This is a genomic window from Streptomyces sp. NPDC058650, from assembly GCF_042717315.1.
Classification (GTDB): Bacteria; Actinomycetota; Actinomycetes; order Streptomycetales; family Streptomycetaceae; genus Streptomyces.
Window position 1 is genome coordinate 283314 of the sequence record NZ_JBHXRL010000009.1, and the last position, 15960, is coordinate 299273.

Here is a 15960-nt window from a genome sequence, read left to right on the forward strand (position 1 = left end):
GGGACGACACGCGACCCGCCGGGCCCGGGGAATCCGGGCCCGGCGGGCGGTAAGGCGGTGTGGAGGTGAGGCGGCGCCGCTATCCGGCGTACGTCTCGAACTCGGCGACCCGAGGTGTCGCCGACGAGCCGGTGATCTCGAAGGTCACCTTGCTCAGGGTGGTCCGGGCGAAGGTGATGACCCCCGCGCCGCTGCCGGAGGTCAGGACGGCCCCGGTGTCGGCGTTGAGGACCCGCCAGGATCCGATCCGGCCCGTGGAGCCGGCCGCCTCCTTGATGACGGCCTTGGACACGGCGGTGGGGGAACCCCACTTGATCGACACGGAACCGGTCGCACCGGCCGGCGACCAGTAGGTGTTCAGGTCACCGTCCCGCACGTTCCCGTAGCTCGTCCCGTCGGCCTTGCTCGTCCCGTCGGACCCGGCCCCGATGCTGAGGTTCGTCCCGCTCGGCTGGGACGACGTCGGAGTGGGAGTCGGAGTGGGGGTGGGGGTCGTGGGGGTGGGAGTCGTCGGCGCCGGAGTGGTCGGTGTCGGCGTCTGGGGCGAGCATGCGCCGTCCGACACCTGGAGGCCCTTGCCGGCGCCCGCCGTCCGGCTCACGACGCTCGGTACGCAGTTCGCCGCGTCGAGCGTGTAGGCGTACGGGATGGCCACCGTGGTGTTGGACTGCGGGTCCGGTCCCGCCGGGTTGTTCTCGGCTCCGGGGCTCGACCAGGTCACGTTGTCGAAGATGTTGCCGCTGACCTGCCAGTACCCGGCCGCGTCGGTGTAGAAGGTGCCGAGGACGTCCTTGGAGTCCTCGAAGTAGTTGTGGTCGACCTTGGCGCGGGCCCCGGCCCGGGAGTTGATGCCGGACTCGTTGAGGCTCACGTAGTGGTTGTTGTAGATGTGGGCCGTACCGCCGCGCAGGAGGGGCGCGCGGGAGTCGATGTTCTCGTACAGGTTGTGGTGGTAGGTGATGAAGCTGTTCGAGAGGTCGCTCTCGCTGGACCCGACGAGGCCACCCCGGCCGGAGTTGCGCAGGACGCTGTAGGACAGCGTCACGTACTGGGTGTTGTCCTTCATGTCGAAGAGGCCGTCGAAGCCCTCCGACTCGCCGCCCGAGGCCTCCAGGGTGACGTGGTCCACCCAGACGTTGCGGACGTCGCTCTCCATGCCGATGGCGTCACCGCCGTTGGACGTGGGCGAGCCGGACTTCTTGACGTTCCGTACGGTCACGTTCTGGATGACGATGTTGCTCGCCGCGCGGATGTGGATGCCCAGCTGGTCGAAGACGGCTCCGGAGCCGACGCCGACGAGGGTGACGTTGCTGATCTGCTTGAGCTCGATCACCCCGGCGGCGGTGCTGCAACTGCCGTCCGACACCTGGCTGGTGTTGGCGTGGTTGATGGTTCCCTCGACCTCGATGGTGATCGGTGTGCTGCTGGTGGCCCGGCCGCAGAGGGCCGCGTGGATCGCGGTCCCCGTGGTGGCCCGCACGGTCTGCCCGCCGGCGCCGCCGGTGGTCCCGCCGTTCTGCGTCGCGTAGCCGGTGGCGCCACCGGTCGCCGCCGATGCCGCGGGTGCCGAGAGGACGGCCCCTGTCGCGGCCGCGAGGGCCAACGCGGCCAGCGCCGCCTGGAGTCGTCGTGCGACTGGTCGTCTCATGATCGTCGCCTTCCTTGTTCGTCGTCGGGGTACGGGAGCCGGCCCCGCATGCCGGGCTCCCGCGGAAACGTGGAAAGCGCTTTCTGTCGGCGAGGATAGGGTCGGGCCGCGGGGCTGACAAGGCTCCGCGCACGGCGGGAATCGCCCGGATCCGTGCGGCACCATGTCCGTATGCCGACTCCGCGCTCGCTGCGCTCCCGGGACCCCGTGGCCGTCGCCGTCACCGACGCGATCCGCTCGGGCGACCTCGACGCGCTGCGCCGCCTGCTCGCCGGCGATCCCGGCCTCGCCGTCGCCCGGGTCGTCGAGGACCGGGAAGGACACGGCCCCGGCGGGCGGAGCCTGCTGCACCTGGCCACCGACTGGCCCGGCCACGTGCCCCGCGGACCCGAGACCGTCGCCGTCCTGGTCGCGGCCGGTGCCGACCCGGACGCCCGCTTCACCGGGGCGCACCGCGAGACGCCCCTCCACTGGGCGGCGAGCAACGACGACGTCCCGATGATCGACGCCCTCGTCGCCGCGGGTGCCGACATCGAGGCCGACGGAGCCGTCATCGCGGGCGGGACGCCGCTGGCCGACGCCCGCGCCTTCGGGCAGTGGCGCGCGGCCCGCCGCCTGCTCGAACTGGGCGCCCGGCCCACCTTCCAGGACGCCGCGACGCTCGGGCTCGACGAGCTGGTCGAGGCCCGTCTCCGCGTCGCACCGCCGCTGTCCCCGGAAGAGATCGCCGAGGCGTTCTGGGGCGCCTGCCAGGGCGGACGGCTCTCCACCGCCGTCCTGCTCCGCGCCGCCGGAGCGCCCCTCGACCGGATCGGCTGGGGCGGCCTCACCCCGCTCGACATCGCCCGTGCCGGAGAGGCCGAGCACGGCGCGGAGGTCGTCGCCTGGCTCACGGCCAACGGGGCGCGCACCCGCGCGGAGGTGGCGGAGGCCGATCGGCCCTGACGGCCCTCCCGGTCGGCCGCCGCCGTCCCTACCCGCCCCGCACCGTCAGCTCACCCGCACCGTCAGCTCACCCGCACCGACAGCTCACCCGCACCGTCAGCACACGCCCCGGAGGTAGCGCTCAGCACACGTCCGGGACGTAGCGCTCAGTACACGTCCCGGACGTAGCGCTTGTCGGCGGCGAGCTGCTTCACGTACACGGCCGCCGACTCCTCGTCGTGGCCGCCGTGCGCGACGGCGATGTCCCGCAGCGCCCGGTCGACGTCCTTCGCCATCCTGGCGGCGTCGCCGCAGACGTAGAAGTGCGCGCCGGACTGGAGCCAGGACCACAGCTGCGGGCCGTGCTCCCGCATCCGGTCCTGGACGTAGACCTTTGCGCGCTGGTCGCGGGAGAAGGCCGTGTCGAGCCGGTCCAGGGTGCCGTCGGCGAGGAGGGCGGTGAGCTCGTCCTCGTAGTAGAAGTCGGTGGCGCGGTGCTGCTCGCCGAAGAAGAGCCAGTTCGGTGCGCGGTGCCCGAGCGCGCGGCGCTCGTCGAGGAAGCCGACGAAAGGCGCCACTCCCGTGCCGGGGCCGACCATCACCATCGGGGTCGTGGGGTCGGCGGGGGGCCGGAAGTGCGGCGCGCGCTGGACGAAGACCGGGACGGGGGCGCCGGGTTCGGCGTCGGCGAGGAACGGCGAGCAGACGCCCTTGCGGGGGCGGCCGCGCAGGCTCTCGTAGCGGACGACGGAGACCGTCAGGGAGACCTGGTGGGGGTCGGTGAGCGGGCTGGAGGAGATCGAGTACAGCCGGGGCCTGAGCCGGCCCAGTACGTCGGCCCACTCCTGCGCGGTGGCGCGGACGGGGTGCTCGGCGATGACGTCGACGGCCTGACGGCCCCAGGACCACCGGGCGAGCCCGTCCTTGTTGTCGGGGCGGAGGAGCCTCTTCAGCTCCCGGTCACCGGTCCGTTCCGTGACGAAGCCGAGGAACGCGGACGGGGTACGGGTGATGTCGAGGTGGCGGTGCAGGGCCTCGCCGAAGGGGACGTGACCGGCCCCGGGGAGTTCCACGGGGGCGTCCCCGTCGAGGCCGGTGGCGGCCAGCCATTCGGCCACGAGGCCGGGGCAGTTGACGGGCTGGACGCCCAGCGCGTCGCCGGTCTCGTAGCCGAGCGGAGCCCCGCCGTCGCGCGTGTCGAAGGTGAACCGCCGCACCTCCTTCCCCGCCCCGGGCAGGGAGAGGAGCCGGTTGCCGACGAGCCGCGCGGGCGTGGTGGCGGGGCCGGGCCGGCGCGCGGGCGCAGGAGCCGGTGCGGGCGGTGCGGGTGGTGCGGCATCGGCCGTCAGGGGTGCCTGCCGGCCGTCGGACAGGCCGGCGAGGACCTGGTCGAGCCAGGCGTGGGCGGAGGTCTGGAAGTCGGGCTCGCAGTCGGTACGGGGTGCCAGACGTACGGCCCCGAGCTCGTCCAGCCGGTGGTCCAGGCGCCGCCCGTGCCCGCAGAAGTCGCCGTACGAGGAATCCCCGAGTGCCAGGACGGCATAGCGCCGCCCGTCGAGCCGCGGGGTGTCGGGCGCGGTGAGCTCGTCCCAGAAGCCGGAGCCGTTGTCGGGCGCGTCCCCGTCCCCGAACGTGCTGGTGATCAGCAGCAGATCGGCGGTGGGCGGGAGGGCCTTGAGGTCGGTCGTGTCCATGCCGGTGAGGGCGGGCCGGTGCCCCGCCGCGAGGAGCCGTTCGGCGGTGGCGGCCGCGAACTCCTCGGCGTTGCCGGTCTGCGAGGCCCACAGCACGACGACCTCGCGGCCGGCCGCGCCCTCGCCCGCCCGGGACTCCCGCGGCGGCCCCGAGCCTTCCGGCGTACGGGAGTACAGGCCGGCGAGCACGCCGTTCACCCAGCGGGCGTGCTCGTCGCGGAAGGGCGCCCCGGGCGGCAGGACCGGCATGCCGGGCGCGCCCGATTCCAGGCCCGCGAGGAAGCCGACGAGGTACTGCCGTTCCTCGGCGCTGAGGACGGGCGGCGGGGCCGGCGCGAGGCCGAAGGCGGCGGCCGGCCCGGACGGAACGACCCCGCTCGGGATCACCACGCGCGGGGCCACGGCGGTCGACGGCTGCCCCGGAGCCGTCACCGTCGCCGCAGACGTCTTCGTCAGCGCCACCGCGCAGACCTTCAGCTCGGGCTGGAAGGAGAGGGGATCGACGGCGTCGCTGGTGACGGCGTTGACGCACAGGTCCTCACCGAACAGGTCGTTCCAGTGGAACGGCGCGAAGCAGCAGCCCGGCCTGACCCGGTCGGTGATCACCGCGGGGAGCACGACCTTCCCGCGCCGCGAGGCGATCCGAACGGCGTCGCCCTCCGCGATGCCGAGCCGCCGGGCGTCCTCGGGGTGCACCTCGACGAAGGGCGCCGGGTTGAGCTTGTTGAGCTTGGCGACCTTTCCGGTCTTGGTGAGGGTGTGCCACTGGTGCTGGAGACGGCCGGTGTTGAGGACGAACGGATGCTCGTCGTCGGGCATCTCGGCGGCGTCGATGTGCGGGCGGGCGTGGAAGACCGCCCGGCCGCTCGCCGTCGGGAAGACGGGACCCGCGCCGTCGCCGTCCACGTAGCGGATCGGGTTGCGCTCCGGACCTCCGGGCGAGGCCGGCCACTGGACGGGGGTCGCGCGCAGTCGTTCGTACGTCGCCCCGCTCACGTCGTAGCCGGTCTTCGGGTTCGTGGCGCGCCTGATCTCCTCGAAGATCTCCTCGGCGCTCTCGTACGCGAACGCCTTCTCGTACCCCATGGCCTGGGCGACACGGGCGATGATCCGCCAGTCGGCGAGGGCCTCGCCGGGCGGGTCGGCCGCCGGTCGGGCGAGGGTGAGCGTCCGCTCGCTGTTGATCAGTACGCCCTCGGACTCGGTCCACAGCGCGGCGGGCAGGACCACGTCGGCGTAGGCGTTGGTCTCGGTCGCGGCGAACGCGTCCTGGGTGATGACGAGTTCGGCGGCCCGCAGCCCCGCGACGACGGTGGCGCGGTTGGCGACGGAGGCGACCGGGTTGGTGCAGATGATCCAGCACGCCTTGATCTCGCCCTCGGCCATGCGCCGGAAGAGGTCGATCGTGCCGGTGCCGGAGCCGTCCTCGCGGAGCGTGCCCGGCGGGAGCTCCCAGAGCTCCTCGGTGAAGGCCCGGTCCTCGGGGACGAGCACCGAGCGCTGCCCGGGGAGGCCGGGGCCCATGTAGCCCATCTCGCGGCCGCCCATGGCGTTGGGCTGGCCGGTGAGGGAGAAGGGGCCGGAGCCGGGGCGGCAGATCGCGCCGGTGGCCAGGTGCAGGTTGATCAGGGCGTTGGTGTTCCAGGTGCCGTGGGTGGACTGGTTGAGGCCCATGGTCCAGCAGCTGGTCCATTCCCGCGCCAGGCCGATCCACTCGGCGGCGGTGCGGATGTCCTGCTCGGGTATGCCGGTGAGCGCGGCGACGGTCGCGGGCGGGTAGTCGGCGAGGAACGGCGGCATCGCCTCCCAGCCCTCGGTGTGCGCGGCGATGAACTCGGGGTCGGTGTGGCCGTGCTCGTGCAGCAGGTGCAGCAGGCCGTTGAGGAGCGCGAGGTCCGTGCCCGGCCTGATCTGGAGGAAGAGGTCGGCCTTGTCGGCGGTGGCCGTCCGCCGGGGGTCGACGACGATCAGCTTCGCGCCGGCCTTGACCCGGTCCATCATGCGGAGGAAGAGGATGGGGTGGCAGTCGGCCATGTTGGAGCCGATGACGAGGAAGACGTCGGCCTTCTCGAAGTCGTCGTAGGAGCCGGGCGGGCCGTCGGCGCCGAGGGAGAGCTTGTAGCCGGTGCCGGCGCTCGCCATGCACAGCCGGGAGTTCGACTCGATCCGGTTCGTGCCGATGAAGCCCTTGGCGAGCTTGTTGGCGAGGTACTGCGCCTCCAGGCTCAGCTGGCCCGAGACGTAGAGCGCGAAGGCGTCGGGGCCGTGCTCGTCGACGACGGCCCGCAGCCGGCGGGCGGTCTCGGCGATGGCCCGGCCGGTGTCCGTGGGGACGGGCGCGGCGGCGCGGTCGTCCCGGACGAGGGCGGTGGTCAGGCGTCCGGGCGCGGCGAGCATGTCGGCGGTGGTGGCGCCCTTGGTGCAGAGGCGCCCGCGGTTGGCGGGGTGGTCCTTGTCGCCCGTCGCCTTGAGGACCGTACGGCGGCCGTCGGGCCCCGGACCGATGTCGAGGAGCATGCCGCAGCCCACACCGCAGTACGAGCAGACGGTCCGCACCTGAGCGGCGGCGGCGTCGTCCCGTGGGTCCTGCGTGTCGTGTGGGGTCACCGGGGCGCCTCTCTGTGGAACCGTTCGAGCCCTGACCGTACGGAATGCCCGTTACGCCTGTGTCAACCGCGCCGATCATGGTCCGTAACGCCGGTCACACAGCGGCGGGGGGCACGCTGTGAGGAGGGCCTCGGCTCGCCCCCCCGCGTGCGTCGCTGGCGGGGCGCCGCCGCCCGTGGGACCATTTTCGTAGGAAGCGACAATGAGCCCACGCCGGGGCTCGGGTCCGGGCGCGGTCTCCCGCCGGACGAAGAGGGCACCATGCCTGCCATCACGGAAACCATTGACATCTCCCGCAGTCCCGCGGACGTCTTCTCCTACGTGACCGACCCGACCCATCTGCCCGAATGGCAGGAGAGCGCGGTCTCGGTCCGGAGGCTGGGCGACGCCCCGCTCGCGGTCGGCTCGAAGGTCGCCGTCACGCGGCGGATCGGGCGTCGGGAGTTCACCACGACCATGCAGGTCATCGAGTTGGACCCGCCGAGGCACTGGCACGTGCACGGCATCGACGGTCCCGTACGCGGTGACGTCCAGGGCACCATCGAACCGCTGGACGACGGCGAACGGTCACGCCTGACGCTCTCCCTCGACTTCGAGGGCCACGGCATCGGCAAGGCCATCGTCCCGCTCGTCGTCCGCCCGCACGTGCGCAAGGAGATGCCGAGGGACGAGCTCACCCTCAAGGGCATCCTGGAGAGCGACGCCGTCACCTGACGAGGCGGCCTCCACGCGACCCGGCGACCGTGTCACCCGGCCATCGCGCGGGCCGTGAACGCCTGTTGGTCCGCCGAGTCCGGCCTCGCCTGTGGTACTGCCTTACGGATACATCGTCACGTTTTTCCGTAATGCAGTGAAAGGTGACCTCTGTGCCACAGGAAGACGAGAGGCCGGACGGCCGTCGGACAGGCGCCGAACGGGGCGGCCGGGAAGGGCTGGCGGTGACGGCGGACCTCCCCGGCCGTTCCGACCACCACCACAAAGCCCGTACCGACCGGATCGTGTTCGGTGTCACCGCGGTGCTCACCCTGGCGTTCGTCGTCTGGGGAGCGACGGCCACGGACAGTCTGGAGAGCGTCTCCAGCAAGCTCCTCGACGGACTGATCCGCGACGGCGGCTGGGCGTTCATGCTGGCCGCTTCGGGCTTCGTCGTCTTCGCGCTGTGGCTCGCCATCAGCCGCTACGGCCGGATCACCCTCGGCCAGGAGAGCGAGGGGCCCGAGTTCCGGACCGTGTCGTGGATCGCCATGATGTTCAGCGCGGGCATGGGCATCGGCCTGATGTTCTACGGCGTGAGCGAACCCCTCGCCCACTACGGCACCCCGCCGCCCGGCACCCACCCCGTCGACTCGGCCGAGCGGATGCAGACGGCCATGGCCACCACGCTCTTCCACTGGACGCTCCACCCGTGGGCGATCTACGCCGTCGTCGGACTCGCCATCGCCTACTCCACCTTCCGCCGCAGGCGCCGCCAGACCATCAGCGCCGTCTTCGTCCCGCTCATGGGCGAACGGCGGGCGTACGGCGGTCCCGGCCGCGTCATCGACATCCTGGCCATCTTCGCCACCCTCTTCGGCTCCGCCGCCTCGCTCGGCCTCGGCGCGCTCCAGATCGGCAGCGGCATCGAGGAACTGGGCTGGATGGAGAAGACCGGCACCGGGCTGCTCGTCGGCATCATCGCCGTCCTCACCGTGGCCTTCGTCTTCTCCGCCGTCTCCGGGGTGGAGAAGGGCATCCAGTGGCTGTCCAACACCAACATGGTGCTCGCGGTGGTGCTCGCCGTCTTCGTCTTCGTGGCGGGCCCCACGATCATCGTGCTCGACCTGCTGCCCACCTCGCTCGCCGCCTACATCGACCAGCTGCCGCAGCTCGCCGGCCGCACCGAGGCGACCAGCGGCGCGAACATCCACGACTGGCTCGGCGGCTGGACCGTCTTCTACTGGGCGTGGTGGATCTCCTGGACGCCCTTCGTCGGCATGTTCATCGCCCGCATCAGCCGGGGCCGGACCATCCGCCAGTTCGTCGGCGGCGTCATCCTGGTGCCCAGCACCGTCAGCCTCGTCTGGTTCGCCGTCTTCGGCGGTACGGCGATGAAGCTCAGCGAACAGGGCGAACTGACGGGGGAGACCACCCCCGAGGGGCAACTCTTCGGCGTGCTCCAGGAGTTCCCCCTCACGGGCGTCATGAGCCTGCTCGTGATGATCCTGGTCGGCATCTTCTTCGTGTCGGGCGCGGACGCCGCCTCCCTCGTCATGGGCACGCTCTCCCAGCGCGGCTCCTTCGAACCCACCCGTCCCGTGGTGGTGTTCTGGGGCGTGCTGACCGGAGCGGTCGCGGCCATCATGCTCCTCATCGGCGACGGCCAGGGCGACGCGCTCGCGGGGCTCCAGAACCTCACCATCCTGGTGGCGGCGCCCTTCGTGCTCGTCATGATCGGCATGTGCGTGGCGCTCATGCGGGACCTGCGCAAGGACCCGCTGATCGTCCGGGGCGAGGTGGGACAGGAGGTCATCGAGGTCGCCGTCATCGCGGGCCACGCGCGGTACGACGGCGACTTCGAGCTGCGGATCGGCCCCGGCACGTCGGAGTCGGGCGGGCCCTGACGGCGGGACAGGGGCTCTCACTCCCCGCTGGTGTAGCGGAAGCGCACCCACAAGGGCAGGGCGAACCAGCAGAGCAGGTACCAGGCGAGGACCCCGGCGACGATCCACGGCACGTACGAGTCGTTCCCGGTGGCCACGCGCAGGACCAGGAGGAGAGCCGACGTCAGGGTCGCGAGCAGGAGCACGATGCCCGTGAAGGTGAGGCGGGCGGCCCAGACGACGGCCCGGGGTTTGATCTGCCGCCCGGCCACGATCCGGTGCAGGGCCACGGGCCCGATGAGCGCGCCGGTCGCCAGGGACCCGAGGACGACCGTGACGATGTAGATCGTCTTGTCGGTCTGTTCGAGACCCTGGAAGTGCGAGGTGAAGACCACGGTAAGGAGGAAGCCGAGCAGGATCTGCACACCGGTCTGCACGACACGGATCTCCTGGATGACCTCCTGCCAGCGCCGGTCGGCGCGCTCCATCTCGGTCTCGCTCCGGCCGTCGTCCCGGCCCTTGCTCGTATCGGTGCCCATGGGCTGGTCCTCCGGGGGATCGGGATCAGGCCCGGCCCGCGGCCTTCTGGCTCCTGCGGGACAGGGAGTCGACGACCACGGCGGCCAGCAGCACCGAACCCGTGATCATGAACTGGACCGCGTTGCTGACACCCATGATGTTCATCCCCGACTGGATGGACCCGATCACCAGCGCGCCGAGCAGCGCGGACCAGACCGTGCCGCGCCCGCCGAACAGGCTCGTGCCGCCGATGACCGCCGCGGCGATGACGTTCATCAGCAGGTTGCCGCCGCCGGAGGTCTGGCTCGCGGACTGGATCTGCCCCGCGAGGAAGATGCCGCCCACCGCCGCCATCGTCCCGGCGATCGAGAAGACGCTCATCCGGACGAACGGCACACTGATGCCCGCCCGGCGCGCGCCCTCGATGTTGCCGCCCACCGCGAAGATCCGGCGGCCGTAGGTGGTGCGGCGCAGCACGAAGTCCAGGACCACGAGCAGGATCAGGAAGATCAGGAGCGCCAGCGGGAGCCCCTGGTACTGGTTGAGGATGTACGCGGTGACGAAGGCGATCGCGGCGAGCACGACCGTACGCAGGACGATCTCGGCGATCGGTCGGGACGGCACCCGCGCCGTCCGCCGGCGCCGCGCGTCCAGGAGCTGGGCCGCCAGGAACAACCCGACGCCCACCGCCGCGGTCACGTAGGCGGCGGCCGGGCTGTGGTAGATCGTCGAGTAGAGCTTGGAGACGACGCTCTCGCTGGGGATGTTGACCGTGCCGCTGGTGCCGAGCACCTGGAGCATCAGCCCGTTCCAGGCGAGGTTGCCGGCCAGGGTGACGACGAAGGCCGGGACGCCGACCTCGGCGAAGAAGAACCCCTGGATGAGCCCGACGGCCGCGCCGCCCACGATGGCGATCAGCAGCGCGAGCCACTCGTTCATCCCGTTCAGGACGTTGAGCACGGCGAAGATCGCGGCGCACAGGCCGCTGACCGAGCCGACGGAGAGGTCGATCTCGCCGAGCAGCAGCACGAAGACGATGCCGACGGCGATCATGCCGGTGCCGACGATCTGCTGGCTGAGGTCGGAGAGGTTCTGGGCCGACAGGAACGTGCTGTCGAGAGTTCCGAAGACCGTCCAGATGATGATCACGGCCAGAATGACGGGCAGGGACCCCAGCTCACCGCTGCGGAGCTTGCGGCGGAACTCCCCGAGGTACCCCTTGACGCCCTCCTCACGGACGAGAAGACGCGTGTCCACGGCCGGTACGGCACCCTGCGCCGGCTCCTGGGAGGCGGCGTCGTCGGGTCCCCTGGAGCCCGGCCCCCCGGAGCTGTCGGCGCGGTCGCGGTCTCTGTCGCGGCTCATCGCTCCTCCTCCCGCTTGCGCGCCTGGCGGCGGGTGACGGCGCTGTCGCTGGCCCCGGTGATCGCGGAGATGATCTCCTCGGTGGTCGTGGAGCGCTTGTCGAAGAAGCCGTTGTTCCGGCCGAGCCGCATTACGGCGATCCGGTCGGCGACCGCCATCACGTCGACCATGTTGTGGCTGATCAGGATGGTGCCGAGGCCGCGCTCGCGGAGCCGCTCGACCAGGTCGAGCACCTCGGCGGTCTGCTCCACGCCCAGGGCGGCCGTGGGCTCGTCCAGGATGACGACCTTCGGTTCGCCGATCAGCGAGCGGGCGATCGCCACCGTCTGGCGCTGACCGCCGGAGAGGGAGGCCACGGGGATCCGGACGCTCGGGATGCGGATCGACAGGGTGTCGAGCAGCTCCCGCGCGCGCTGGTCCATGCGGACCTCGTCGAGCACGCCGAAGTGGCGCAGCTCGCGGCCGAGGAAGAGGTTGGCGACCACGTCGAGGTTGTCGCACAGCGCCAGGTCCTGGTAGACGGTGGCGATGCCGAGGTTCTGGGCGTCATGGGGCCGGCTGATGGAGACCGGGCGGCCCTCCCACTCGATGACGCCCTCGTCGGGCGGGTTCACCCCGGCGATCGCCTTGACGGCGGTGGACTTGCCGGCGCCGTTGTCGCCGACGAGGGCGACGACCTCGCCGGGGTGGACCTCCAGATCGAACCCCTTCAGGGCCTGGACCGCGCCGAACCGTTTGGAGATGCCCCGCAGTGTGAGCACGGCTGACTCCGGCAATGGAACCGCCTCCTCCGCTCGCCCGCTCGCACGGGCCGCTCCGCCCCACCGGGATGAAACGCCTCGCGGCTGCGGAGGCGCTACTGGAGACCGGCTTCCTCGCAGGCCGCGGCATAGGCCGGGGTGCAGATCTCCGCGACCGTGTACAGCCCGTCCTTGACGACGGTGTCCTTGATGTTGCTCTTGTCGACGACGACCGGTGTCAGCAGGTTCGCCGGGACCTTCTCGCCACTGCCGCTGGTGACGGTGGTGGGCGTCAGGTCGGCCGGGAGCTCCTTGCCCTCGGCGAGGTTGACGGCCATCGTGGCGGCGATGTCGGCCTCCGGCTTGTACGGCTTCTCGACCGTGATCGTCTGGGTGCCGAGGAGGATCCGCTGGATCGCGTCGAGCTGGGCGTCCTGGCCGGTCAGCGGCACGTTCATGCCCGCCGCCTTGAGGGCGGTGGCGATGCCCGCGGCCAGTCCGTCGTTGGCCGAGTACACGCCGACGATGTTGTCCTTGCCGAGGGAGCTGATGGCACCGGACATCTGCTGGTTGGCGTTGTTCGGGTCCCAGTTCGGTGTGTCGTACTCCTTGCCGATCTTCACCTTGCCGTCCAGGACGGAGTGCGCGCCGGCCTTGAACTCGGCCGCGTTCGGGTCGGTCGGCGACCCGTTGTGCATCACGATCTGGCCGCCTTCGGCCTTGTCGCCGAGCGCGTCGAGGAGCGCCTGGCCCTGGAGCTCGCCCACCTTGCGGTTGTCGTACGAGACGTAGGCGTCGACGGGCCCCTGTGCCAGGCGGTCGTACGCGACGACCTTGACGCCCGCGTCCCGGGCCTTCTGCACGGAGGACTGGATCGACTTGGCGTCCACGGCGTCCAGGATGAGGACCTTGTCGCCCTTGGCGAGTGCCGTGTTGACCTGCTGTTGCTGGGTCGTGGCGCTCTCCGCGGCGTTGTAGTAGTCGATCTGCGCGTTCGGTGCCAGCTCCTTGATCTTGGCCTCGATGTAGGGCCGGTCGAACTTCTCGTACCGCGTGGTCTTGCTCTCCGGCAGCAGGAGGCCGATCCGCACCTCGCCCTGCGCTGCGGACCCCGCACCCGGCTGGGCCGCTCCGCTCACGGACGCCGCTCCCAGGGCGAGCGCCGCGGCGCTCGCCAGGGCTATCGCACTCCGCAATGTTCGGGTCATCGAAGGCTCCTCTCGTACGCCTCCTTCCCCTCACCTCGTGAGCGCGGGAACAGAGGATGCACTTATGGCCTATATATCGACATTAGCGGCAAGCTGAGGACCGGCAAGCGGGTGAAAAAACCGGCCGGTAACCTGGCCGCTGAGCGTCCGGCTCCCGTGTGAAGTACGAAACGAAGCACGAACTAAGCGCGAATGATCAGAAAGAGGTCGAAGATGACCAATCTGGCTCTCAACCTGGCCCGTACCGCAGCGGCGCAGCCGGACGGCGTCGCGATCCAGCTGGACGACCAGGCGCTCGACTACCGGTCGCTGGACGACCGCAGCGCCCGTGTCGCCGGCTGGCTGGAGGCCAAGGGAGTCGGACCGGGCGACCGGGTCGCGATCCTGCTGCCCAACATCCCGCACTTCGCCGTCGCCTACTACGGCGTACTGCGCGCCGGCGCGGTCGCCGTGCCGATGAACCCGCTGCTCAAGTCCGGCGAGATCGCCTACGCCGCCGGTGACTGTGGAGCCCGGCTGATCCTCGCCTGGGGCGCGGCGATGGGCGAGGCCGGAACCGCGGCGGCGGAGCTCGGCATCGAGTGCGCCGACGTGACGGACCCGGGCTTCGGCCCCGCGCTGGCCGCCGTCGAGCCGCGCGAAGGGGTCGTGGACCGGGACGTCGACGACCTCGCCGTACTGCTCTACACCTCGGGCACCACCGGCCGCCCCAAGGGGGCCCGGCTCACCCACGGGAACCTCGGGTCCAACGCCTCGGCCGTGGCCCGCGTCCTGGGCATCTCGGCCTCGGACACGGTCTTCGGCGGCCTGCCGTTCTTCCATGTGTTCGGCCAGACCTGCGGGCTGAACGCGGCGGTCCTCACCGGCGCCCGCATCACCCTGCTGCCGCGCTTCGACGCCGCGAAGGCGCTGGACATCCTCTCCCGGGACCGGGTCACGGTGATGGAGGGCGTGCCCACCATGTTCCTGGGCCTGCTCGCCGCCGCCGACGCGGCCGGCTCGACCGGCCTCACGGACGGCGGCGGCGATCTGCGGCTGTGCGTGACCGGCGGCGCGGCCATGCCCGTGGAGGTGCTGCACCGCTTCGAGGCCGTCTTCGGCTGCCCGGTCGTCGAGGGCTACGGCCTGTCCGAGACCTCCCCGGTGGTCACCTTCGGGGCCCTCGACGGCCCCCGCAAGCCCGGATCGATCGGCACCCCCATCGACGGCGTGCACGTCCGGCTCGTCGACGACGAGGGCAAGGACGTCCCGGACGGCGACGTCGGCGAGATCGCCGTGCAGGGCCCGAACGTCATGGCCGGGTACTGGAACCGGCCCGAGGCCGACGCGGCCGCCTTCACCGACGGCTGGTTCCGCACCGGCGACCTCGCGCGCCGTGACGAGGACGGCTTCTACTTCATCGTGGACCGCAAGAAGGACCTGGTGATCCGCGGCGGGTACAACGTCTACCCGCGCGAGATCGAGGAGGTCCTCTACGAGCACCCGGCCGTGGCCGAGGCCGCCGTGGTGGGCGTCCCGCACGCGGTGCACGGCGAGGAGATCGCGGCCGTCGTCACCCTGAGGCCGGGTGCCGAGGCCTCGGCGGACGAACTGCGCGAGTTCGTGAAGGCCCGCGTGGCCCCGTACAAGTACCCGCGGATCGTCCAGCTGGTGCCGGGTCTGCCCAAGGGCCCCACCGGCAAGATCCTCAAGCGGGAGATCACGATCGAGGACTGAGCCAGCCCCGGAGCAGCCGGCTGACCGTGGGCATCGCCACATAGGTCATCAGGACGTTGAAGACGCACGCGATGACCGCGCTGCTGAGCACGACGGGCAGCGAGGTCAGGCGGGGCGTCAGGAAGTAGCCGCCCAGGAGGGAGATGGGGTAGATGGCCAGCGTCGCGCTGATCGCCATCTTCCACCGGGGCGGCGCCGGTCGCGTCGAGCCCGGCTTGGCGAACCACGTCTCCATGCCCGTGAGCTGGCGTCGCGCGACCTCGGTGTGGTGGTGGCCCCGGCAGTCGGCGAACCACGCGGCCCGCTCCGGGGACTCCTGCCAGGCCTGACACGCGGCCGCGTCACGGAAGCGGTGGACCAGGAACCAGGGGGCGTCCCCGCCCGAGGAGCGGAAGAACCCGTATCCGAGGTGGCCGGGGAAGCGCGCGGCGCTCTCCAGAATGCCCTTCGCCCAGCGCTCGAAAGCGGCCTCGTGACCGGGCTCGACCCTGCGGGCTATCAGCAGGGTCACCTCGCCGGAGTCGGCGGGGACATGCGTGTGCTCAAGGCTCACCGCGGTCATCGTTCTCCTCGTGATCACAGCGCGCCCGGGCACACTCTACGCGGCGGCCACCCGCCTCCCCCCGGGCCGGGGCGTCACCAGCCGAAACGCCGGTCGACCACGGCGGCGAACTCCTCGAAGGTCAGGACCTTGTCGCCGTTCTGGTCGGCGGCGTCGAACAGGGCCGCCGACTCCGCGTCGCCCCCCACACCCCAGACGGGGACGACCCCCTGCGCGACGAGCGTCGGTCCCTTGGACCGGAGGGCGCCGACGACCTCGGCCAGGGTGAGAGAGCCGTCGTGGTCGAGATCGAGCGCGTCGAAGAGTATGCGGGCCTTGTCGCTCATCGCGTGTCCTGTTCCCTGATCCCTGTGGCGGTGGGCGGCGGACGTCGTACGGGCCGACGCCCTCCGTACGAG

The 15960-nt window shown here is 71.4% G+C and carries 12 protein-coding genes; 4 read left to right on the top strand and 8 right to left on the bottom strand.

The window, feature by feature from the left end; all coding sequences use genetic code 11:
• Positions 1–79 precede the first annotated feature (79 nt).
• The gene (locus ACFWWU_RS19080) at positions 80–1648 is read right to left on the bottom strand and encodes a polysaccharide lyase family 1 protein (protein WP_384146603.1); all 1569 of its coding nucleotides are present in this window, start codon (positions 1646–1648) and stop codon (positions 80–82) included.
• 171 nt (positions 1649–1819) lie between these two features.
• On the opposite strand from ACFWWU_RS19080, the gene ACFWWU_RS19085 reads away from it, so the two are divergent.
• Positions 1820–2593, top strand: a complete 774-nt coding sequence (locus tag ACFWWU_RS19085) for an ankyrin repeat domain-containing protein (protein ID WP_384146606.1) — start codon at positions 1820–1822, stop codon at positions 2591–2593.
• Positions 2594–2739: 146 nt separating this feature from the next.
• On the opposite strand, the gene ACFWWU_RS19090 is transcribed toward ACFWWU_RS19085, so the two are convergent.
• Positions 2740–6783 (bottom strand): molybdopterin-dependent oxidoreductase, encoded by a 4044-nt coding sequence (locus ACFWWU_RS19090; RefSeq protein WP_384146740.1) that lies wholly within the window; start codon positions 6781–6783, stop codon positions 2740–2742.
• A 351-nt stretch (positions 6784–7134) separates the two neighbouring features.
• On the opposite strand from ACFWWU_RS19090, the gene ACFWWU_RS19095 reads away from it, so the two are divergent.
• Both ACFWWU_RS19095 and ACFWWU_RS19100 read left to right on the top strand, forming a co-directional pair.
• Positions 7135–7587: an SRPBCC family protein gene (locus tag ACFWWU_RS19095; RefSeq protein ID WP_384146609.1), complete on the top strand. Its 453-nt coding sequence runs from the start codon at positions 7135–7137 to the stop codon at positions 7585–7587.
• Positions 7588–7739: 152 nt separating this feature from the next.
• Complete coding sequence (locus tag ACFWWU_RS19100; RefSeq protein WP_384146612.1) at positions 7740–9473, top strand: BCCT family transporter; 1734 nt, start codon at positions 7740–7742, stop codon at positions 9471–9473.
• 17 nt (positions 9474–9490) lie between these two features.
• Here the strand turns inward: ACFWWU_RS19100 and ACFWWU_RS19105 are convergent, their stop codons facing one another.
• The 4 genes from ACFWWU_RS19105 to ACFWWU_RS19120 form a co-directional block, all read right to left on the bottom strand.
• Positions 9491–9991 carry a DUF6328 family protein gene (locus ACFWWU_RS19105; protein ID WP_384146615.1) on the bottom strand — a complete coding sequence of 167 codons (501 nt, stop codon included), beginning with the start codon at positions 9989–9991 and terminating at the stop codon, positions 9491–9493.
• Between the two features lie 25 nt (positions 9992–10016).
• Positions 10017–11336, bottom strand: a complete 1320-nt coding sequence (locus ACFWWU_RS19110) for a sugar ABC transporter permease (protein ID WP_384146618.1) — start codon at positions 11334–11336, stop codon at positions 10017–10019.
• A complete protein-coding gene (locus ACFWWU_RS19115; protein WP_384146621.1) occupies positions 11333–12097 on the bottom strand; it encodes an ATP-binding cassette domain-containing protein in 765 nt (254 codons plus the stop codon). Before ACFWWU_RS19115 ends, ACFWWU_RS19110 begins: the two co-directional genes overlap by 4 nt.
• Before the next feature lie 95 nt (positions 12098–12192).
• Positions 12193–13284: a sugar ABC transporter substrate-binding protein gene (locus ACFWWU_RS19120; RefSeq protein WP_384146624.1), complete on the bottom strand. Its 1092-nt coding sequence runs from the start codon at positions 13282–13284 to the stop codon at positions 12193–12195.
• Positions 13285–13497: 213 nt separating this feature from the next.
• Here ACFWWU_RS19120 and ACFWWU_RS19125 point away from each other — a divergent pair, with 213 nt between their 5' ends.
• Positions 13498–15000: a long-chain fatty acid--CoA ligase gene (locus ACFWWU_RS19125; RefSeq protein WP_384146627.1), complete on the top strand. Its 1503-nt coding sequence runs from the start codon at positions 13498–13500 to the stop codon at positions 14998–15000.
• Here ACFWWU_RS19125 and ACFWWU_RS19130 read toward each other — a convergent pair.
• Both ACFWWU_RS19130 and ACFWWU_RS19135 read right to left on the bottom strand, forming a co-directional pair.
• On the bottom strand, positions 14984–15562 hold the full coding sequence (locus ACFWWU_RS19130) for an antibiotic biosynthesis monooxygenase (RefSeq protein WP_384146630.1): 579 nt from the start codon (positions 15560–15562) through the stop codon (positions 14984–14986). The genes ACFWWU_RS19125 and ACFWWU_RS19130 overlap by 17 nt on opposite strands.
• 74 nt (positions 15563–15636) lie before the next feature.
• Positions 15637–15888, bottom strand: a complete 252-nt coding sequence (locus tag ACFWWU_RS19135) for an EF-hand domain-containing protein (RefSeq protein WP_384146633.1) — start codon at positions 15886–15888, stop codon at positions 15637–15639.
• Positions 15889–15960: the final 72 nt, after the last annotated feature.